Genomic DNA, 19,578 nt, shown 5'->3' on the forward strand with positions numbered 1-19,578 from the left:
CGGGTCCTTCCGATCTACGTTGCCGTGCACTGTGTTTCGTTCTTGCCGGTGATGGATCCTCAGACGGCTACCGGAGCGTCGGCATCGGCGGAGTTGGTCTTGCGCAGGTAGATCGCCCACGTGACGAGGGCGCACACGACGTAGAAGACGAGGAACACCCAGAACGCCGTCGTGGCGGACTTCGCGGTGCCCGAGTACGACGCCCGCAGCACCAGGTTGATTCCGACTCCGCCGAGAGCGCCGATCGCACCGGCGATGCCGATCAGTGCGCCGGACATCTTGCGTGACCAGTGCTGCTGCTCGTCAACCGTCATTCCCTGCAGCGCAACCGATTTCGCGGCGAAGATTGCGGGGATCATCTTGTAGACCGATCCGTTTCCGATTCCGGAGAGCAGGAAGAGTGCGATGAATCCGACGACGAAGAGCACCATCACCGTGCCGCTGGCCGCCCCCGGAGTCGAATCGTCCCAGGTACTGGCCGCGACCAGAACTCCGGTGGCGAACGTCATGGCCACGAACGTGTAGAGGGTGATCTTGCCGCCGCCGATCTTGTCGGCGAGCTTGCCGCCGTACGGACGCGACAGCGATCCCAGCAACGGTCCGATGAAAGCGATCTGTGCGGCCTGCAGCGAAGCCTGCGCCTGCAGAGCGGGAGTCGAGGGTCCGCCGTCGGTGAGTCCGGCGAGGAAGTTGATCTGCAGTACCTGGCCGAACGCGAAGCTGAAGCCGATGAACGATCCGAACGTGCCGATGTACAGGAAGGCGATCCACCACGAGTCCGAGAACTTCAACACGTCGATCATGGAGCGCCCGTTGGTCTTCTGGTTGTCGAGGTTGTCCATGTACAGCGCGGCACCGACAGCGGCGAGCGCGATGAAGACGAGATAGACGGCGCACACGATCTCGGGGGCGGTGTTACCGATGGTGGCGATGACCAGCAAGCCGATGAGCTGGATGACGGGCACACCGATGTTGCCGCCGCCCGCGTTCAAGCCGAGCGCCCATCCTTTCTCGCGTTGCGGATAGAACGCGTTGATGTTCGTCATCGAGGATGCGAAGTTACCGCCGCCGAGTCCGGCGAACGCCGCGACGATGATGTACGTGGTGTACGACGCCGGGTTGAGCATGAAGTACATGGTGAGCACGGTGGGGATCAGGAGCACCAGAGCACTGAAGATGGTCCAGTTCCGCCCGCCGAACTTGGCCGTGGCGAAGGTGTACGGAATCCGCAGGATCGCGCCGACGAGGGTGGGGACGGCCACGAGGAAGAACTTGCCCGCCGCGTCGATGCCGTAGACCGACAACGGCATGAACAGCACCATCACCGACCAGATCGACCAGATCGAGAATCCGACGTGCTCGGCGATGACCGACCAGATCAGATTGCGCTTGGCGATCTGTTTGCCGCCGGCCTCCCAGGCCTCGACGTCCTCGGAATTCCAGTGCGCGATGTGATGGTTGACGGAGACGGGGACTGTTCCGGGCGGAACCGTCGCCGTGGTGGCTGAGCCGGCATCTGCCGAAGCGCTGCGAGAAAGGCTGGTCACGTGTGGCCTCCTGATCGGTGTGTGGACCGAACATAGGAAAGCCATGTTGCAGCGGCGCTGCGTGCGGTGACGCGAAAGATTAACTTGGTCTCACGCGCTCACCGGCACCGACGTGAGATGAAGCGTCAACGGTCGCTGTGCGTCACCAGGTGTCTTCGAGCATCCTCGGTCGGCAGCACAGGAACCCTCCGACCAGCAGAACCGCCACGCATCCGGTCAGCAGCGTCAATGGCAGTCCCCATCCGCCGGACTGCGTGTGCAACAGCCCGAACAGAATCGGGCCGGTCGAGGACACCACGTAGCCGAGCCCCTGAGTGAATCCCGAGAGCGAGGACGATCCCACCGCGGTGCGCGTCCTGAGGTTGATCAGCGTCAGCGACATCGGGAAGGTCATCGTGCCCAGCCCGACCAGGCACACCCAGACGACCGTACCGGCGGCAGGCGACCAGTGCAGTCCCGCAAACCCGCAGAGGTAACACACCGCGGCGACCACGACGAGGCCGAAGGGATTGCGCAGTCTGGCACAGAGGGTCGGCGCGGCCAGCGAGGTGACCAAGCCCATCGCACCGAACGCGGCGACCGAGGCGCCGGCCAGCCCTTCGCCGATACCCGAGTCGATCAACAGCGTCGGCAGCCAGGTGAGCATGGAGTACGTGATCAGCGATGTCATCGCGAACATCGTGACCATTCCCCACGCCAGCGACGAGTGATGAATCCGGCCGCCGGTCCGGGTGTGCACTGCCGCCGAACCGGCCTCGCCCGAGACGTCCTTCTCGTCACGGCTGCGTCGGGATATCACGACGCCGAGCCACGGCAGTGCGGCGGCAACGCCGACGATCGCCCAGACGCCGATCGAGAGCCGCCACCCGTTGGCATCGGCGATGGGGACCGCGAGCAGGGGCGGAATCATGGTGCTGATCTGCATGGCGCAGATGTAGATGGTGCTGACCACAGCGAGGCGATCGGAGAAATACCGTTTGACCAACGGCGGGATGACGACGTTCCCGATTCCCATTCCGGCGAGGGCGATCGCGGACAGGGCGAGCAACGAGACGGTGTTCGGCGCGAATGCACGGGTGGCCATGCCGATGGTGGTCAGCGCCATGGCCAGCAACGCGGCCCGCTCGAGACCGGTGCGCTTGGCGAGAAACGGTGTTGCCAGACCGAACACGGCGAACATCGCCGGGGGCAACATTCCGACGACGCCGACGACCGTGTCACCGAACTCGAGGTCGGTGCCGATCCTGCCGAACAGCGGGCTGATCGACGTCACTGCCGCACGGAGCGTCAGTGCAGACAGAACGATGGCGGCGAAGACCAGAATTCGCCCGCGCAGGAGCGAGGTACCGACGATTCGGCCGGCGGGGACGGTGGGCGCACTCACCGCGCAATCATAGGATGACCGGATCATTGGGTGCAAAGTATTACTATCGACGCTGCAACGTCCCCGGCATGAGGAGCCCACGTGCGGCAGGTCCAGCGATCGAGCCTGATTTCCCAGGTAACGGCTGCGCTGCGCGCGGAGATCACGTCGCAGCGATGGCCGGTGGGTACCCGCATTCCCACCGAAACCGAACTGTGCGAGATGACCGGTACCGGGCGCAACACCGTGCGCGAAGCAGTACAGGCACTGGTTCATGCAGGCATGGTCGAACGCAGGCAGGGTTCGGGCACATTCGTCATGACGTGCTCCGACGTCGGCGGAACCCTGGGAAAGTACTTCTCGGACGCCCGACACCGCGACGTCACCGAGCTACGCGAAACCCTGGAAGTCACTGCGGCGGCTCTTGCGGCCGACCGACGCGACGACGCCGACATCCGTGCCATGCTGGCCGCGCTGGCCGATCGCAACGCGGCGTGGTCCGGCGAGACTCCGCTGGCCGATGCCGTTCGGATCGACGCACGCCTGCACCGCGCCATCGTCGCGGCCAGCCACAACGCCATCTATCTGGAGTTCTACGATTCGCTGCTGCCGGTGATCCACGACGCCATGCGCCACCACGCCACCCAGCACGACGACGATTACGTCGACGAACACACCGCGCTCGTGGCGGCGGTCATCGACGGCGACGCAGCCCGTGCGATGCAGGCCGCGAGGTCACTGTTCCACGAACTCTCCGAATCCCCAGCTCGCGCAGCGGAATTACCAGCTCGCGCAGCGGAACTCACAGAATGAGGCGCACCAGATCTGCCGTTCGCGCCAAGCCGGGGAAGGCCTCCGACGTCGATCGCGGGTGAAGCGCGTGTACTGCGAGACGAAACATCAACGCGCGCAGCAACATCTGCGGCCATTCCGGTAGATCGTCCCAGCGGCCGACCAGACCGTCGTCGGCATCACCCCAGGACAGTGCGTCCACCACGGCCACCCCGGCAGCCCAGGGCGCGGGACGCCAGTACGGGGTGATGTCGCTGATCCCGGGAGCATCGCTTCCGGAGAACAACACCGTTCCGAACAGATCACCGTGCACCAACTGGTCGGGTGACTCGACGGGCTTGCGCAGTGTCGCAAGCTGTTTGACCAATTCCAGGCTGCTCTTGCCATCACTGGACGACGGCTCGGGAGCGCCGGCGCCGCGAGCAGAGCGCAGCGGAACCGCTTCCCAGGCAGCTCTGTCGGCAGCAACGAACACGTCCACATCGGCCCACGGAGCCACGGGAGGCTGAACCAGAAATCGGGGTCGCTCGAGTTGCGCGGTCGCCGCGTGCAACCGCATCGACAACGAGATCACCTCGTCGTGACGGGGCTCCGGTTCGCCGGCGACGAACGTGTCTGCGCGCCAGCCCGACACGACGTATCGGCCGTCGGTCGAGCGCACGGGCCTCGCGAGACGAACCCCGTCGACGGTCAGTGTCTCGCGCACCTTCGCCGACCACGCGGCGCGGGCATGGTCTGCCACCGGAGACAGCACGACGTCACCCAGACGCCATCCACCGTCCCAGTCCGCACCGAGAGGTGCAGGCTCGACATCGCGCAGCCCGAACGTAGAGATCACGTGCTGAGGAGGTTCGACAGAGCTCACGAGCGCCACGCTACCGCCGATCGCGGTGCCACTGCGGACGACGCGCTAACACGGACCGCATCAGTACATGGGCAAACCGGGATCGATCTGCTTGGCCCACTCCACTATTCCGCCGTGCAGATGGGCGGCATCCGAGAAACCGGCACCGACGAGGGCGGAGAGCACCTCCGCGGACCTGATGCCGGTTTTGCAGTAGAGCACGATGGGGATGTGCTGCGGAAGATCTGCCATCACCGCCCCCGACAGGATGCGATCCTTGGGTATCGAACGCGCACCATCGATGCGGACGATGTCCCACTCCACCGGCTCACGCACGTCGATGAGGGCAATCTCGCGACCGGACTCCATCATCGCGTGCAGCTCCGCCGGGGTGATCGACTCGCCGGTGGATTCGGTGGCCGGTACCACTCCGCAGAATGCCTCGTAGTCGATCAGCTCGGTGATCGGCGTTCGATGCGGGTCCCGAGTCAGACCGACGGTTCGATAGCTCATCGCCAGCGCGTCGTAGATCATCAATCGACCCAGCAGCGTCTCGCCGATTCCGGTGATCAGCTTGATGGCCTCGGTCACCATGACCGACCCGATCGACGCGCACAGCACGCCCAGCACCCCACCTTCGGCGCACGAGGGCACCATGCCCGGCGGCGGAGCCTCGGGGTACAGGTCGCGATAGTTGATGCCTGCGTCGCCGGGGGCCTGATCCCAGAACACCGACACCTGCCCCTCGAACCGGTAGATCGAGCCCCATACGTACGGGATTCCGACCAATGCGGCGGCGTCGTTGACCAGGTATCGGGTGGCGAAGTTGTCGGTCCCGTCGAGCACGAGGTCGTACTGCCGAAAGAGCTCGAGTGCGTTCGACGAGTCGAGCCGAACACGGTGCAGCGTCACGTCGACGCCGTCGTTGAGTTCGAGAATCGAGTCCCTGGCGCTGTCGGCCTTCGGACGACCCACGTCGGACCGACCGTGGATGATCTGCCGTTGCAGGTTCGACAGTTCGACATCGTCGAATTCCACGATGCCCAGACTTCCGACACCGGCGGCTGCGAGGTACAGCAGCGCAGGTGAGCCGAGTCCCCCGGCACCGACGACGAGCACGCGGGCGTTGCGCAGTCGCTTCTGACCGTCGGTTCCTACACTGGGAATGATCAGGTGCCGGCTGTATCGGGCGACGTCCTCGGGCGTCAGTTCGCCTGCGGGTTCGACCAGCGGGGGTAGGTGGACCACGACGCAGCGACGCTCCTCGACTCGACACGGCGACCGAATACCCGGCGCGCCACGTTCGAATCTAATCCCCCGGCCTGTCCTGAACCCAGCCGATCAGCCTCGCGGGTAGGGCCACGGATTGAATCGGCACGTCTTGCCGTCCATCGGAACGACGCCCGCAGGGTCCAGTCGCGCGATGTCGTCGTTGGACGTCCCGAATGTCTGCTGCATCATCACCGGAGCGAGCCCACCGTCGGTCTCGCACGGTTGGTGCTGCTGATAACCGATCGCGTGGCCGACCTCGTGATTGATCTGGTACTGACGGTACGAGCCGATGTCGCCCTGGAACGAGATCGCTCCGCGCACCCATCTCGGCTCGTTGAGCACCACTCGCTCGATGCCGGGGTTGTAGCAGGACACCTCGAGCTGGATGTCGTAGCCACAGGCCTGCCGAATCGACAATTGCGAGGTCAGCGAGATCCTGAAGTCGGGGTCGCCCTGATCGATTCGCCGGAACCCGAACCGTGGGTCGTTGGTCCAACTCTTCGGGTTGGCGAGCGTCTGATCCACGAGACGGCCGAACGACTCGTCCCCGCCGAACCCGACCGTGTCCACGCCGTCCTCGACCTCGACCGTGTAGGTGAACACCCGCTCGGTCCCCTGACCCACCTGCTCGGTGGCGCCCGGCACGGTGCGCCACGTTCCGGCTCCCTGCACCGCGAACGGACCACCGTCGGGTAGTTCACCCGACGAGATCGACGCCGCGAAGTTGCCGTCGGCCTGCGGCGGCACACCGATGATCCCGGTACCCGACGTCGTATCCGAACTCAAGGTGCCGAATCCGGGATCGGCGTTGGTGGACTGCGCTGCAGTGCCGGTGACGGGGTCACCGGTACGCACGGCATCGAACACGACGAGCGCGGTCACCACGATCAGAATCGGAACCGCGTACGCCCGCCACCCGTACGTGGACGCGAACTTTCCGAGCTTGCTCTGCTTCTTGATGTCACGATCCGGTCGACGACTGCGTTGCTTGACCTCGCGTTGCGTCGGGTCCCACTGCGCCCGGAGCGGTTGATGCGACCCGCGACTTCCCACGGTGCGTGGGAAGTCGTCCGACCGATCGTCGTCATTGCCGTCGACGCCGCCCGACTGCACACCACCGCGGATACGCGGCCCGCCTCGGTCAGTCACTCGATCACGATCTCACAATCCTCACCGCCCGCTGCTCGGCACGCCGATACCGGGAACGGAACTATCGGGTTTTCGGTACGGAAACATCGTACGAACAAACCGCTCGACATGATCCGGTATTGCGCACTTTCCGCAACGGTCCCCCAGGATCCCGTGGGTGCAGTCGGCCACGAGTATCGTTGCGCGTGATCTGCGCTACGAACGGTCCGAACCGACGGCTACCCGCCGGAAGTTCATGCCGGACCGTTCGTTGTCGAACCAAGACGAGCGCAGCTGTCGACGCGGATGGGAACAGAATTTATGACAGATCTCGACGACCGGCGGTCTTCCGACCGGCCGGCCACCACCGGCAATCGCCGCAGCGCACGGTTGCCGCGCGATGCCCGTCGGGCGCAACTGCTCGCTGCTGCGAGCGAAATATTCGTGACCCGCGGATATCACGCATCCGGAATGGACGAGATCGCAGAATGCGCAGGCGTCAGCAAGCCGGTCCTGTACCAGCACTTCCCCGGAAAACTCGAGCTGTATCTGGCGGTGTTGCAGAGCTACGTCGACACCCTGATCGCAGGAGTACGCCAGGCCCTGCGCTCGACCACGGACAATCGGCAGCGCGTTCGTGCCGCGGTGCTGGCGTTCTACGACTTCGTCGACACCGACACACAGGGATTTCGCCTGGTCTTCGAGTCCGATCTGATGGGTGACCCGCAGGTCAATGCGCGCGTCGAGCAGGCCACCGAAGCGTGTGTCGACGCCGTCTTCGACCTGGTTGCCCACGACTCCGGACTCGATCCCTACCGGGCCCGCGTACTGGCTGTCGGCCTGGTCGGTGCCAGCCAGTTCACCGCTCGGTACTGGCTCGAAGCCGACCGGCCGATCTCCAAGGAAGACGCCGTCGACACCACGGTGTCGCTGGCCTGGGGCGGTCTGTCACACGTTCCTCTACAGGCACCGTAGGTCCGGACCCACGAACGCAACACGCCCCTCACTCGATGCGAGTGAGGGGCGTGTAGTGCGTTCCGAGCCGCCTCAGGCGGTCGCGAAGCCGACCTTCCGAGCATCGGACGGACCGATCTCGACGTACGACACCTTGGAAGCCTGAATCAAGAACTTGCGTCCCTTCTCGTCCTCCAAAGACAGCACTCCGTCCTTACCGGCGAAGGCGGTCGATACGAGCGCTTCGACCTCGGCCGGGGACTGCGTGCTGTTCACGACGAGCTCACGGGAACTCTCCGAAACACCGATCTTGACCTCCACGGTCAACCTCCGAACTCTCGACAACTCTGCTCACGCCAGGCTAGTGCAGCGGCGTCGCCCCAGACGTCCGACGCCCTGTGCTGTCAGCGAACACCGCCCTGTGCTGTCGGCGAACACCGGCCACAGCGATCAGTCCAGGCCGAGTGAGGACATCCGTTCCGCGTGCTGTTCCTGCATGCGATCGAACAGTGCGACCACTCCGTTGAGGTCGCCCGACGCGGTGATGACAAGGTCGGTCAGAGACTCGCGGCGAGCGAGCACGAACTGCGCCTGGGTGATGGCCTCACCGAGCAGACGACGACCCCACAGCATCAGTCGTGCTTTGTCCTGCGAGCTCGCACGAACCCGGTCGGACACCTCGTGCACGACGAACTCCGAGTGTCCGGTCTCGGCGAGCACGTCGCGAACGATCTCGGCCACGTCGGGGTCGAGACTGTGCGCGATCTGCCGGTAGAAATCGGCCGCGATGCCGTCGCCCACGTACGCCTTGACCAACGACTCCAACCACGTCGACGGAGTTGTCGACTCGTGGTATTCGTCCAGGGCGCGAACGAACGGATCCATGGAGGCATACACGTCGAGACCGCGGTCCGACAAGGCCTTCTGCAACGTCTCGAAGTGGCTCATCTCCGCAGCGGCCATGCTCGCCAGCGCGACGCGACCTTCCATGGACGGAGCCATTCGAGCGTCTTCCGCCAGGCGATAGAACGCGGAGATCTCACCGTAGGCGAGCACCGCGAACAGATCCGGAATACCGGGATGATCGTGCGCGATCGCCGGCTCGACTCGGCCCGACTCGACGAGGGTGGTGGGTGAAACTGCGGACGACGGCTCCGACGAATGGGCTCCCATGTGGCAATCGTAGTCCGGTGCCGGGTGCCTCGTCGCGGCGCGCGCCGGACCTGCCGTGACCTGCCGACAATGGAGAATTCCGTTCGGCAAGCTACCATGGTGCTCGATCGTCGCTCGCGGACCGATGAAACGGACCGAAGAAGCACGCGACGGTCATCGATAATGTGTGCGCACCTGATCCGGGTCGCCTCGACAGCTTCGCCGCAGCGGACATCGCAGTTCGCGGCCGCGCTGAGGCTGACGGCGACATCACATCGGATCGAGGGCATCGACTTCGGCCGGCAATAGGCCTATGCCCTTCCTCGTGCGCACGTTCGAACACGAGGAAGGCCAGTCCCCTGAGCAAGATAGTCATCGACCAAGAGTCCGACACCGGCGACACCACGTTGTCGGCGCAGCTGGACGACACGCACGTACCACCGACTTTCGCCGAGCTGAACGTGGACCCCACCATCGTTCGCGCGCTCTCCGAGATGGGAATCGAGCGCACGTTCGCCATCCAGGAGTTGACGCTGCCGCTCGCCATCGCGGGCGACGACCTCATCGGTCAGGCACGTACCGGAATGGGCAAGACGTTCGGCTTCGGCGTGCCCCTGCTGCACCGACTCGCCACGGACAACTCCGGCACCTCCCCGCTCGACGGCACCCCCCGCGCCCTGGTGATCGTGCCGACGCGTGAACTGTGCGTTCAGGTCAGCTCCGACCTCGAGAACGCGTCCAAGTACCTCAGCGGCGCGAACGGCCCCGTCAAGGTGCTCTCCATCTACGGTGGCCGTCCGTACGAGGCGCAGATCAGCGCGTTGCAGAACGGCGTCGACGTCGTCGTCGGCACCCCGGGCCGACTGCTCGACCTCGCCAAGCAGAACCACCTGATCCTCGGCAAGGTCGGGGTCCTGGTTCTCGACGAGGCCGACGAGATGCTCGACCTCGGGTTCCTCCCCGATATCGAACGCATCCTCGGCATGGTTCCGGACAAGCGTCAGACGATGCTCTTCTCCGCCACGATGCCCGGCCCCATCATCACCCTGGCTCGGACGTTCCTCACTCAGCCGACACACATCCGCGCCGAAGAGGCGGAGTCCTCGGCCGTCCACGACCGCACCGCTCAGCACGTCTACCGGGCCCACGCCCTCGACAAGGTCGAGATGGTTGCCAAGGTCCTCAAGGCCGAAGGTCGCGGCGCGACGATGGTGTTCACCCGCACCAAGCGCACCGCCCAGAAGGTCGCCGACGAACTGGCCGAACGCGGATATTCGGTCGGTGCCGTGCACGGTGACCTCGGCCAGGTCCAGCGCGAGAAAGCCCTCAAGTCGTTCCGGACGGGCAAGATCGACGTTCTGGTTGCTACCGACGTCGCAGCCCGCGGTATCGACATCGACGACGTCACCCACGTCATCAACTACCAGTGCCCCGAGGACGAGAAGACCTACGTGCACCGCATCGGCCGCACCGGCCGCGCAGGACGCACCGGCATCGCGGTCACTCTGGTCGACTGGGACGATATCCCCCGTTGGCAGCTGATCGACAAGGCGCTCGATCTCGGCATGCCGGATCCGGTCGAGACCTACTCGAGCTCGCCGCACCTGTTCACCGACCTCGGTATCGCCACCGACGCCACCGGCACCGTGCGCAAGGCACCCTCGCGCGCCCCGGAGAAGGCGGACGAAGACGGCCGGGCGAGCACGCCAGCGCCTGCGGCCGACGCGTCGTCGTCGACCAAGCCGCGCCGCTCGCGCAGTCGCAGGCGCACCCGCGCAGGACAGGACGGCGACAACGCCGCCGGATCCTCCGCGACCACGAACGAATCCACTTCCGCCGCGAATTCGGTTGCCGAACAGTCGGATACGGCAGACACAGCGACCACCGACACGGCCACCAAGACTGCTCCGCGCCGCCGCAGGCGTCGTCGCCCCAGTGGATCGTCCGCCGATGCCGGACCGTCGACTGCGAGCGCATCGGAGTAATCTCCCGCCGTGCTGGCTCCAGAACGTCGGACGAGAACCGACCTCGTCGTCGCCGCCGTCATCGCAGTGGTGGTGGTTGTCGCCGCGAGCATCGCGTGGTTCACCGGTGATGCTCGCGGAACTACCTCGATCCCGGCCGAGGAGCCACTGCCTCAGGCCGAACCCGCGACCGCGGTGCCTACTGCGCTCACGGAATTGTGGCGCGCGCCGAGTGCAGCGACGGATTCGACGCGAACCCCGCTTCCTGTCGTCACCGGATCCACGGTGGTGACTGCGGACGGGGGCTCCGTCCTCGGCCGCGATCCACGGTCGGGTGAGCAATCCTGGTCGTACACACGCGATCTCCCGCTCTGCTCGGTGGTCGCGTCGTGGAACACCGCGGTCGCGGTCTACCGCGACGACCGCGGCTGCTCTCAGGTGACCGAACTCGACGGGCCCACCGGAGAACGCAAGGCCCAGCGCACATCCGACGCCGACGATGCGGTCCGACTGTCCTCCGACGGCACCTATGTGACGTCGAGGGGCGACACCCGCATGGAACTGTGGCGGTCGGACCTGGTGCGCACCCTCGAATACGGTCGAGTCGATGCCCCGGTCAATCCGGGTAGTCAGCCGAGAACCGGATGCACACTACTGTCCTCGGCGTCGACGAACTCACGTACGGCCGTGCTCGAACAGTGCCCGGGAGAGGCCGCTGCCAGATTGTCGCTGATCAATCCTGCGCCCGAGGACGCGAGTGAACCCGAGGAGTACGGGTCGACGGTGGTACCGGAACTCCTACCCGAGTCCGGCGCACCGACTGCCGGGCGGATCGTCGCGATCACGGGCAGCATTGTCGCGCTGTACATTCCAGCGGAGAACGGCGCACCCGACCGGGTGGGATTCTACGACGACGCGGCCGCGCGAATATCCGAATTCGCTCTCCCGGCCGGCTCCTCCCCTACCCCGGATTCCCCCAATTTCCCTGCGACGAAGGCAGGTTCGGTGCTCACCTGGTTCACCGGCGCGGGAGTCCAGGCCTTCGATTCCAACAACCTCGGTCCTCTGTGGACCGTCCCCGGAGCCCTCGGGAGTGGAGCGGTCATGGCCGGACGACTCCTCGTACCCGTGCCAGACGGCATCTCGGTGGTCGATCTCTCCACCGGTGTCAGGGCGGCCGACATTCCGGTCGACCGAGGCGATTACGACGGCCCGATACAGATGTCGGTGATCGGCGATGTGGTCGTCGAGCAACGCGGCTCCGACGTGGTCGCGCTCGGCTGACTCGTTCGCACGAGCTTCGTTCTACTCCGCCGGATCGTAGGTCTTCAGATCGGCTTCGCCGTCCCAGTACGCCAGCAAATTCTCGGCGAGTTCTCGATAGGCCTGCGCACCCTTGTTCTTTCGGCCCGAAAGTACCGTCGCGCCCGATGCACTGGCCTCGGCGAAGCGTACGGTCCGCGGAATCGGCGGCGCGAGCACCGGCAACGAATAGCGGTCCGAGACATCGCCGAGCACGTCCCTGCTGTGCGTGGTGCGGGCGTCGAACAGTGTGGGCAGGGCACCGAGCAGCGCCAGGTCGGGGTTGGTGATCTGTTGCACCTCGGACACCGTTCGCAACAACTGCCCGACCCCGCGATGCGCGAGAGTCTCGCACTGCAGGGGCACCAGCACCGACTGTGCGGCGGTGAGGCCGTTGAGGGTCAGCACTCCCAGCGACGGCGGACAATCGATGACGACGACATCGAAATCCTCGAGGATCGGTGCGAGCGCCCGCTTGAGTGCGAATTCGCGACCCGCACGCATCAACAGCAACGCTTCCGCGCCGGCGAGATCGATCGTCGCCGGCAGCAGCACGATCCCTTCCGCGGTCTCGATCAGGACGTCCTCGACCTTCGCGTCCCCGGTCAGCACTTCGTGCACCGAGGAATCGAGCTTGTCCGGGTTGTGTCCGAGCGAGAACGTCAGACAGCCCTGCGGGTCGAGGTCGACCACCAGGACTCGTCGATCGAGAGCATGCAGCGCAGCCGCGAGCGAAGCCACCGTGGTGGTCTTGGCGACGCCGCCCTTCTGATTCGCTACCGCGAGAATTGTCGTCACGGCCCTGATCCTTGCCTACATCGAGCCGATGAGCGAGGGTTCGGCATCTCTCGGGCGCGTCAGTGCAGCGCGATCGGTGCCGCGGACCGCTCGGTCACGTGCTTCGTCCGGGGCAGGAAGAACGCGGGAACGAACGTGACGACGATCAGAACCAGCGCGACCATGAAGGTGGTGCCGAACGCTCTGGCCGAGATGTCGAACGCCTCGACCTGGCTGGTCGCAGTCAGTGCGGGCTTCTGCTGAGCGGTCAGCACCACCGACATCAGCGCGGTACCTATCGAGCCGGCCGCTTGCTGAACGATGTTCATCAACGTCGAGCCACGTGCAACTGTGTCGTCGGTCAGCGTCTGCAGGGCGGCCGTCATGATGGGCATCATCGTCGAACCGAGGCCGAGGCCCATGACGAACAGTGCGCCGATGAGCAGCGTGTAGGACGTGTTGGTGCCGACCTGCGTGAACACCGCCATCCCTGCGGTGATGAGCACCATGCCCACCAGCACGATCCTGCCGGGACCGAACTTGTCGGCGATCACTCCGGCGATCGGCATTGCGATCATCGCGCCGATGCCCTGTGGGGCGAGCAGCAGCCCGGCCGTCAACGTCGTTTCGCCGCGAAGCAGGAAATAGCTCGGGAACAGCAGACCTGCACCCATGAAGGCGACCATGAAGAGCGTCGTGGTGATCACGGCCACGGTGAGCGATCTGTTCCCGAACAGCCGTAGATCGATCAGCGGATGCTGCACACGCAGGGCATGGAAAACGAACAGGACGATCAACACGAGCCCGACGATGACCGGGACCAGCACCTTGACCGCGAGAATGGTTTCGGTTTCGACGACCGAGGACGCGCCGTAGAGGAACAGTGCGAGGCCGGGCGAGAGCATCAGCATGCCGCGGAAGTCGAAGGACTCGGACGGGGTCGGGTTGTCCTTGGGGAAGATCACCACGGCCGCGATCAGGGCGAGTATGCCGATCGGCAGGTTGATGAGGAAGATCCAGTGCCAGCTCGCTGCCTCGATCAGCCAGCCTCCGAGGATGGGTCCTGCGATGGGCCCGATGAGCATCGGGACGCCCAACACGGCCATCACGCGCCCGATCCGCTCGGGGCCTGCGGCGCGCGTCATGATCGTCATGCCCAGCGGCATCAGCATGCCGCCGCCGAGTCCCTGCAGCACTCGGAAGACGATGAGCGAGGTGATGTCCCAGGCGAAGCTGCACAGCACCGAACCGAGGACGAACAGCACCAGCGCGGTGATGTAGAGGCGCTTGGTTCCGAACCGATCGGCAGCCCACCCGGTCAGGGGTATGACGGTGGCCAGGGCGAGCGTGTAACCCGTCATCGTCCACGCGGCGTTGGCGTAGGTGGTGTCGAAGACGTCGGTGAACGTCCGGAGCGCGACGCTGACGACGGTGACGTCCAGAATCGACATGATGGCCCCGAGGACGACGACCCCGGCGATCTTCAACAACGCACCGTCGAGCTTCTCCGGAGCATCGGGCGACGCGGGCTTGTGCAGGTCGGTCATGGTTCTCCAGGCGATGAGAAGGAGCTGTGAGGCACGACGGGCAGACCTGTGTCGCCCGAGAAAGTGAAGAATCGCAACGAGAGTAACCGGCCGGTAGGTCCGTACTCAATCGACAAATCGGACACATCCGCAGGCCACCTATGACAAGAGCCACATCCTGCGGGCAGGCATGATCGTTGCATGACCACACACGGCGGCGTCGAGGCCGGCAGAGTCGTTCTACTCCGGCACGGCGAGACCGAATGGGCGCTGGCAGGCAAGCACACCGGCAACACCGACGTCCCTCTCACGAGTACCGGCGAGCAACAGGCCGTCGAGGCCGGATCACTCCTCCGACTACTGAAATTGCGTGATCCCCTGGTGATCACGAGCCCGCGAGAGCGCGCTCGTCGAACCGCCGAGCTCGCGGGCCTGCAGGTCGATCGAACGTGGGATGCGTTGTCGGAGTGGGACTACGGCGACTACGAGGGCATCACCTCGACGCAGATCCACGAGACGGTGCCGCACTGGACCGTCTGGACGCATCCGTGCCCGGGCGGTGAATCCATCGGCGACATCGCCGTGCGCGTCGAGCTGGTGCTCTCGGTCGTCCTGCCGTTGTTGAGCGGCCGCGACGTCGTGTTGGTCGGCCACGGCCACTTCTCGCGCGCATTGATCGCGGGCTGGACCGAGGCACCCATCACCGAGGGCAAACGCTTCGCCCTCTCGCCCGCTGCTTATTCGTTGCTCGGCTTCGAGCATTCGTTTCGCCAGCTCGTGGCGCACAACGTGCACCCGTCGATTCTCACCGCCGCCACGGCACCGAAAGGAAACCCAGGATGATTCGCCGCGCCGCCGAGGCCGATGTTCCCGCCATCACCGCTCTGGTGCACGAACTCGCCGCGTACGAGAAGTCGTCCTCGCTGTGCACCGTTCGAGACGAGCAGCTTCGGTCTGCGCTGTTCGGGGCGCAGCCGTCGGTGTTCGCACACGTCGCCGAGCACGAGGGGACGGTGGTGGGGTGCGCGCTGTGGTTCCTGAACTTCTCCACCTGGGACGGTGTCAACGGAATCTATCTGGAGGATCTCTACGTGCAGCCCGCTGCGCGGGGAGAAGGCTTCGGAACCGCACTGCTCGCCGCGTTGGCCGCCGAGTGCGTCGATCGGCAGTACACGAGGTTGGCCTGGTCGGTTCTGGACTGGAACACCCCGTCGATCGGCTTCTACCGATCGCTCGGGGCAGAGCCGCAGGACGAGTGGACCACGTTCCGCCTGAGCGAGGACGCATTGGCAGAACTGGCCACCCGGGCGCGTTGAACGACTATCTCAACGGAGCTCGTCGTCGACGTCGCTGTATTCGGCGGCCATCCACCGGGAGGACGGCGGGCTGAACAGCAACACGAGTACGGCGACGACCACTGCTCCGAGGGCGACGCCGTAGACGGTCTGATGCGATCCGGTCAACAGCGACCACACGACGGGGAGCAGCAGCAGCTGTACGACGGTGGCGATGGACCGTCCCCACCGCTTTCCGAGGATCAGGGCGACGCCCGCCGCCCCCACTCCGATACCGAGGACGCCGAACCACCCCGCGGTGCCGTAGCCGTTGGCCACGGCGTTGTCCCCTTCTCCGGAGAACGCTCGGACGAGTAGGACTATCGCGGCCACCAACGACGCCACGCCCTGCGCTGCGACGAGCGCCCCGGCGGATCTGAACGTGGCCGGAGGGGTGAGGTTCTCGGGTGAGGTGGACACGCGTCCAGCCTAGGCAACCGGGAGTGGAGCCGGCGGAACGACCTAGGCAAGCCGGGAGTGGAGCCTGCGGAACGACCCAGGTGACCGGAGTGGAGCCTGCGGAACGACCCGGTTAGTGTCAGTCCTCGTGCGTGCGCTGCTGATCGTCAATCCCAATGCGACTTCTACGACGGCTGCGGCTCGGGATCTGTTGGCTCATGCGTTGTCGAGTCGGGTGCGGGTGACGGTTGCGCAGACGACTCATCGTGATCATGCGTCGGAGCTTGCTCGGGGTGCCCGTGAGGACGGGATGGGTCTGGTGATCGTTCACGGTGGTGACGGGACGGTCAACGAGGTGATCAACGGTTTGCTCGGGGTGCCGTTGCCGACGTCGATGCAGGCGGTGACGATCGGTGCGATTCCGCCGCTCGCGGTCGTTCCGGGCGGTAGTGCGAATGTGTTCGCGCGGTCGCTGGGGATCGAGGCGGATCCGGTTGCGGCGACGAATCAGTTGATCGGTCTGCTCGATGCGCGGGCACGGCGGACGATCGGGTTGGGGCATTCCGGTAATCGCTGGTTCACGTTCAATGCGGGTATGGGACTCGATGCGGATGTGTGTCGGGCCATCGATGCCAGTCGCAAGGATGGCAAGCCGGTCTCTGCGACGCGTTATCTGCGGTCGGCGGTGCAGGAGTTCTTCAAGCACAAGCGACGGCCTGCTCGGTTGACGGTCGAGGTCCCCGGGCAGGATCCGTTCGAGGGTGTCCACTATGCGTTCGTGTCGAATTCGAGTCCGTGGACGTATCTGAACGAGCGGCCGGTGCACACGAATCCGGGTACCGGTTTCGATTCGGGTCTCGGAGTGTTCGGTATGTGCTCCACTGCTCTGTTTCCCACGCTGCGGGTGTCTCGCCAGTTGCTCGCGAAGGGGGCAGAACCGAAGTCCCGCAAGCTGATTCGGATCGACGATGTACCGAGTGTCCGAATCTCTTCGGCGGAGCCGGTCGGTTTGCAGATGGACGGGGACTACCTGGGTGAACGCACCGAGGCGGAGTTCTTCTCGACTCCCGACGCGCTGGAAGTGGTTGCGCCGAGCCGCTGAGAGGGCTTGTCCCTGGGCATATGGGGCGGCACACAGCGTAGTTCTCGCGAAATCACGAGCGAAATCTGTTCACTCGGGGTACAAAGGAGCGCAGAAGGCTAAAGCGAGCCTAACAGAGTGAGCTTGACCACGGTCACGCGCGTACCCCTTGACTTCACCTGAGTTCGTGAAAGCATTCACAAGCAACAGTGCGGAAACATTGGTTACCCACTCGTGAACAGAAGAGAAACGAAACGGCGCTTCGGCGCCCGGTAAGGAGCAGAGGATGGACTGGCGCCACAAGGCTATTTGTCGCGATGAAGATCCGGAACTATTTTTCCCGGTGGGAAACAGTGGTCCGGCGCTCGCGCAGATCGCCGATGCCAAAGTCGTCTGTACTCGGTGCCCCGTCACCGCTGAATGCCTGTCCTGGGCACTCGAATCCGGCCAGGACGCAGGAGTATGGGGCGCAATGAGTGAAGACGAGCGCCGTGCACTCAAGCGACGCAACGCACGTACGCGCGCACGCAGCTCCGTCTAGGACGCGCAACCAGCAATCGGCAAGGCCCGGTATCCGCCACGGCGGATACCGGGCCTTCTGCGTTCCACGGGCCGTCTGCGTACCGCGAAGAGCCCGTTACGCACTGTTCACCGAACGTGCATCAAGGCCTCGGCACACGCCGTCCGAGAGGAACCCTCAGCAGCGCGTCGGTTCCCCCACCCGCCGCCGGATGCAGGCCGAGCGATCCGTTCAGCTCCACCGAGACCAGCGTGCGCACGATCTGCAACCCGAGACCGTCCGAGCGTTCCAGGGAGAACCCGGTGGGCAACCCGCGACCGTCGTCATGGATGACCACGTCCAGCCACTTCGCGGACCGGTCGGCTCCGATTCGGACGACACCGGCCGACCCGGCGTCGAATCCATGTTCCATCGCGTTCTGCACCAGCTCGGTGAGCACCATCACCAGGGGCGTCGCCCGTTCGGCCGAGAAGACTCCGAGTTTGCCCTCGCGCACCACTCGAACCCTCGGATTGACCGTCGCGATGTCCAGCATGATCGGCACCAGACGATCGACGATCTCGTCGAGGTCCACTTCTTCGTCCACCGACATCGACAGCATTTCGTGCACGAGTGCAATGGAGGTCACCCGACGGACCGACTCGGACAACGCCGTGCGCGCTTCCTCGTTCTCGAGTCGACGAGACTGCAGCCGGAGCAACGCAGCCACCGTCTGCAGGTTGTTCTTCACCCGATGATGGATCTCCCGGATGGTCGCGTCCTTGCTGAGCAGAGCACGATCGCGTCGCTTCACTTCGGTGACATCGCGGATCAACACGGCCGCACCGGCAGACCTCCCCCGGGGCTGCAGAGCCAGCGTGCGCACGAGAACGGTGGCACCGCGCGCATCGACCTCCATCCGGTGGCCCACGTTGCCGCTGAGCGACGATCGGATGTGATCGGCCACCTCCTGCGAGTCGAACGGGTCGGTGACCAGAGACCGCGTGACCGACGCCAGATCTCGACCGGACAACTCCGTCGTCAATCCCATCCGGTGGTATGCCGAGAGGGCGTTGGGACTGGCGTAGTCCACCCGCCCCTCGGTATCGACGCGAATGAATCCGTCGCCTGCGCGGGGGGACGAGTTCACATCGGTGCGCTCCTCCGGGGTGGGAAACGTCCCTTCACTGATCATCAGACACAGGTCGTCGGCACATTCCCGATAAGCGACCTCGAGGGCACTCGGCGGTCGAAGCTGCGCGGGATTGGTGTCGCGGGTCAGCACCGCGATGACGTGCTCTCCGCAGCGCACCGGAATGCTCTCGGTCCGCGTCACGACTCCTCCGTGCACGATTTCCCGCTGCTGCAGCGCGACCATCACGTCGGGGTGCTCGGATTCGGAGATCGTCGTTCCCACGATGTCGTGAGTGAAGACCGTCGGCGCGGTTGTCGGCCGGCACTGGGCCACACAGAGCACGTCGGCAGTCCCACTGGACACGTCGTCGGTGCCGACCCACAGCAGCACGTCGGCGAACGAAAGATCGGCCAGCAGCTGCCACTCGCCTACGACGCGCTGAAGATGGTCGACCGCGACACCGGGGAGGTCGGTGTGTTCGGCCAGAAGGTCACTGAGGGTCGACACGA

At 65.1% G+C, this 19,578-nt stretch carries 19 protein-coding genes; 8 read left to right on the forward strand and 11 right to left on the reverse strand.

Translation table 11 applies throughout. The annotated features are described in order from the left end of the window. Positions 1 to 59: 59 nt before the first annotated feature. On the reverse strand, positions 60 to 1,451 hold the full coding sequence (locus tag AB0366_RS13360; protein ID WP_366244452.1) for a nitrate/nitrite transporter: 1,392 nt from the start codon (positions 1,449 to 1,451) through the stop codon (positions 60 to 62). Between the two features lie 238 nt (positions 1,452 to 1,689). Then, positions 1,690 to 2,931 (reverse strand): MFS transporter, encoded by a 1,242-nt coding sequence (locus AB0366_RS13365; protein ID WP_366244302.1) that lies wholly within the window; start codon positions 2,929 to 2,931, stop codon positions 1,690 to 1,692. Positions 2,932 to 3,012: 81 nt separating this feature from the next. On the opposite strand from AB0366_RS13365, the gene AB0366_RS13370 reads away from it, so the two are divergent. After that, positions 3,013 to 3,723, forward strand: a complete 711-nt coding sequence (locus AB0366_RS13370; RefSeq protein ID WP_366244303.1) for an FCD domain-containing protein — start codon at positions 3,013 to 3,015, stop codon at positions 3,721 to 3,723. On the opposite strand, the gene AB0366_RS13375 is transcribed toward AB0366_RS13370, so the two are convergent. The 3 genes from AB0366_RS13375 to AB0366_RS13385 form a co-directional block, all read right to left on the reverse strand. Then, positions 3,713 to 4,567, reverse strand: a complete 855-nt coding sequence (locus AB0366_RS13375) for a TIGR02569 family protein (protein WP_094675282.1) — start codon at positions 4,565 to 4,567, stop codon at positions 3,713 to 3,715. The genes AB0366_RS13370 and AB0366_RS13375 overlap by 11 nt on opposite strands. A 60-nt stretch (positions 4,568 to 4,627) precedes the next feature. Beyond that, entirely contained in the window at positions 4,628 to 5,794 is a 1,167-nt protein-coding gene (moeZ, locus tag AB0366_RS13380) for an adenylyltransferase/sulfurtransferase MoeZ (protein WP_366244304.1), read from the reverse strand. Positions 5,795 to 5,887: 93 nt separating this feature from the next. Next, the gene (locus AB0366_RS13385; RefSeq protein WP_366244305.1) at positions 5,888 to 6,967 is read right to left on the reverse strand and encodes a DUF3152 domain-containing protein; all 1,080 of its coding nucleotides are present in this window, start codon (positions 6,965 to 6,967) and stop codon (positions 5,888 to 5,890) included. A 300-nt stretch (positions 6,968 to 7,267) separates the two neighbouring features. Between AB0366_RS13385 and AB0366_RS13390 the strand changes: the two genes are divergently transcribed. Next, entirely contained in the window at positions 7,268 to 7,921 is a 654-nt protein-coding gene (locus AB0366_RS13390; RefSeq protein WP_121872522.1) for a TetR/AcrR family transcriptional regulator, read from the forward strand. 72 nt (positions 7,922 to 7,993) lie between these two features. Here AB0366_RS13390 and AB0366_RS13395 read toward each other — a convergent pair whose 3' ends face one another. Next, positions 7,994 to 8,221 carry a DUF3107 domain-containing protein gene (locus AB0366_RS13395; RefSeq protein ID WP_032397679.1) on the reverse strand — a complete coding sequence of 76 codons (228 nt, stop codon included), beginning with the start codon at positions 8,219 to 8,221 and terminating at the stop codon, positions 7,994 to 7,996. A gap of 129 nt (positions 8,222 to 8,350) precedes the next feature. Further along, positions 8,351 to 9,073 (reverse strand): ferritin-like fold-containing protein, encoded by a 723-nt coding sequence (locus AB0366_RS13400; RefSeq protein ID WP_366244306.1) that lies wholly within the window; start codon positions 9,071 to 9,073, stop codon positions 8,351 to 8,353. Between the two features lie 440 nt (positions 9,074 to 9,513). Between AB0366_RS13400 and AB0366_RS13405 the strand changes: the two genes are divergently transcribed. Then, on the forward strand, positions 9,514 to 11,037 hold the full coding sequence (locus AB0366_RS13405) for a DEAD/DEAH box helicase (RefSeq protein WP_366244307.1): 1,524 nt from the start codon (positions 9,514 to 9,516) through the stop codon (positions 11,035 to 11,037). Positions 11,038 to 11,046: 9 nt separating this feature from the next. Beyond that, entirely contained in the window at positions 11,047 to 12,300 is a 1,254-nt protein-coding gene (locus tag AB0366_RS13410) for a hypothetical protein (RefSeq protein WP_366244308.1), read from the forward strand. Positions 12,301 to 12,321: 21 nt separating this feature from the next. On the opposite strand, the gene AB0366_RS13415 is transcribed toward AB0366_RS13410, so the two are convergent. Then, positions 12,322 to 13,116, reverse strand: a complete 795-nt coding sequence (locus tag AB0366_RS13415; protein ID WP_366244309.1) for an AAA family ATPase — start codon at positions 13,114 to 13,116, stop codon at positions 12,322 to 12,324. Between the two features lie 59 nt (positions 13,117 to 13,175). Then, positions 13,176 to 14,642, reverse strand: a complete 1,467-nt coding sequence (locus AB0366_RS13420) for a DHA2 family efflux MFS transporter permease subunit (RefSeq protein ID WP_366244310.1) — start codon at positions 14,640 to 14,642, stop codon at positions 13,176 to 13,178. A gap of 180 nt (positions 14,643 to 14,822) precedes the next feature. Here AB0366_RS13420 and AB0366_RS13425 point away from each other — a divergent pair, with 180 nt between their 5' ends. Further along, positions 14,823 to 15,464, forward strand: a complete 642-nt coding sequence (locus AB0366_RS13425; RefSeq protein WP_366244311.1) for an acid phosphatase — start codon at positions 14,823 to 14,825, stop codon at positions 15,462 to 15,464. Then, positions 15,461 to 15,937: a GNAT family N-acetyltransferase gene (locus tag AB0366_RS13430; RefSeq protein WP_366244313.1), complete on the forward strand. Its 477-nt coding sequence runs from the start codon at positions 15,461 to 15,463 to the stop codon at positions 15,935 to 15,937. The genes AB0366_RS13425 and AB0366_RS13430 overlap by 4 nt, the downstream gene beginning before the upstream one ends. 9 nt (positions 15,938 to 15,946) lie before the next feature. On the opposite strand, the gene AB0366_RS13435 is transcribed toward AB0366_RS13430, so the two are convergent. After that, a complete protein-coding gene (locus AB0366_RS13435; protein WP_366244315.1) occupies positions 15,947 to 16,375 on the reverse strand; it encodes a hypothetical protein in 429 nt (142 codons plus the stop codon). A 127-nt stretch (positions 16,376 to 16,502) separates the two neighbouring features. Between AB0366_RS13435 and AB0366_RS13440 the strand changes: the two genes are divergently transcribed. Both AB0366_RS13440 and AB0366_RS13445 read left to right on the forward strand, forming a co-directional pair. Further along, positions 16,503 to 17,456: a diacylglycerol kinase family protein gene (locus AB0366_RS13440; protein ID WP_366244316.1), complete on the forward strand. Its 954-nt coding sequence runs from the start codon at positions 16,503 to 16,505 to the stop codon at positions 17,454 to 17,456. A 265-nt stretch (positions 17,457 to 17,721) separates the two neighbouring features. Then, positions 17,722 to 17,976: a WhiB family transcriptional regulator gene (locus AB0366_RS13445; RefSeq protein ID WP_032366305.1), complete on the forward strand. Its 255-nt coding sequence runs from the start codon at positions 17,722 to 17,724 to the stop codon at positions 17,974 to 17,976. Between the two features lie 121 nt (positions 17,977 to 18,097). Here the strand turns inward: AB0366_RS13445 and AB0366_RS13450 are convergent, their stop codons facing one another. Continuing rightward, positions 18,098 to 19,576 (reverse strand): histidine kinase N-terminal domain-containing protein, encoded by a 1,479-nt coding sequence (locus AB0366_RS13450; RefSeq protein ID WP_366244317.1) that lies wholly within the window; start codon positions 19,574 to 19,576, stop codon positions 18,098 to 18,100. Positions 19,577 to 19,578 lie beyond the last annotated feature (2 nt).

Source organism: Rhodococcus sp. NPDC076796 (assembly GCF_040702765.1).
GTDB lineage: Bacteria > Actinomycetota > Actinomycetes > Mycobacteriales > Mycobacteriaceae > Rhodococcoides.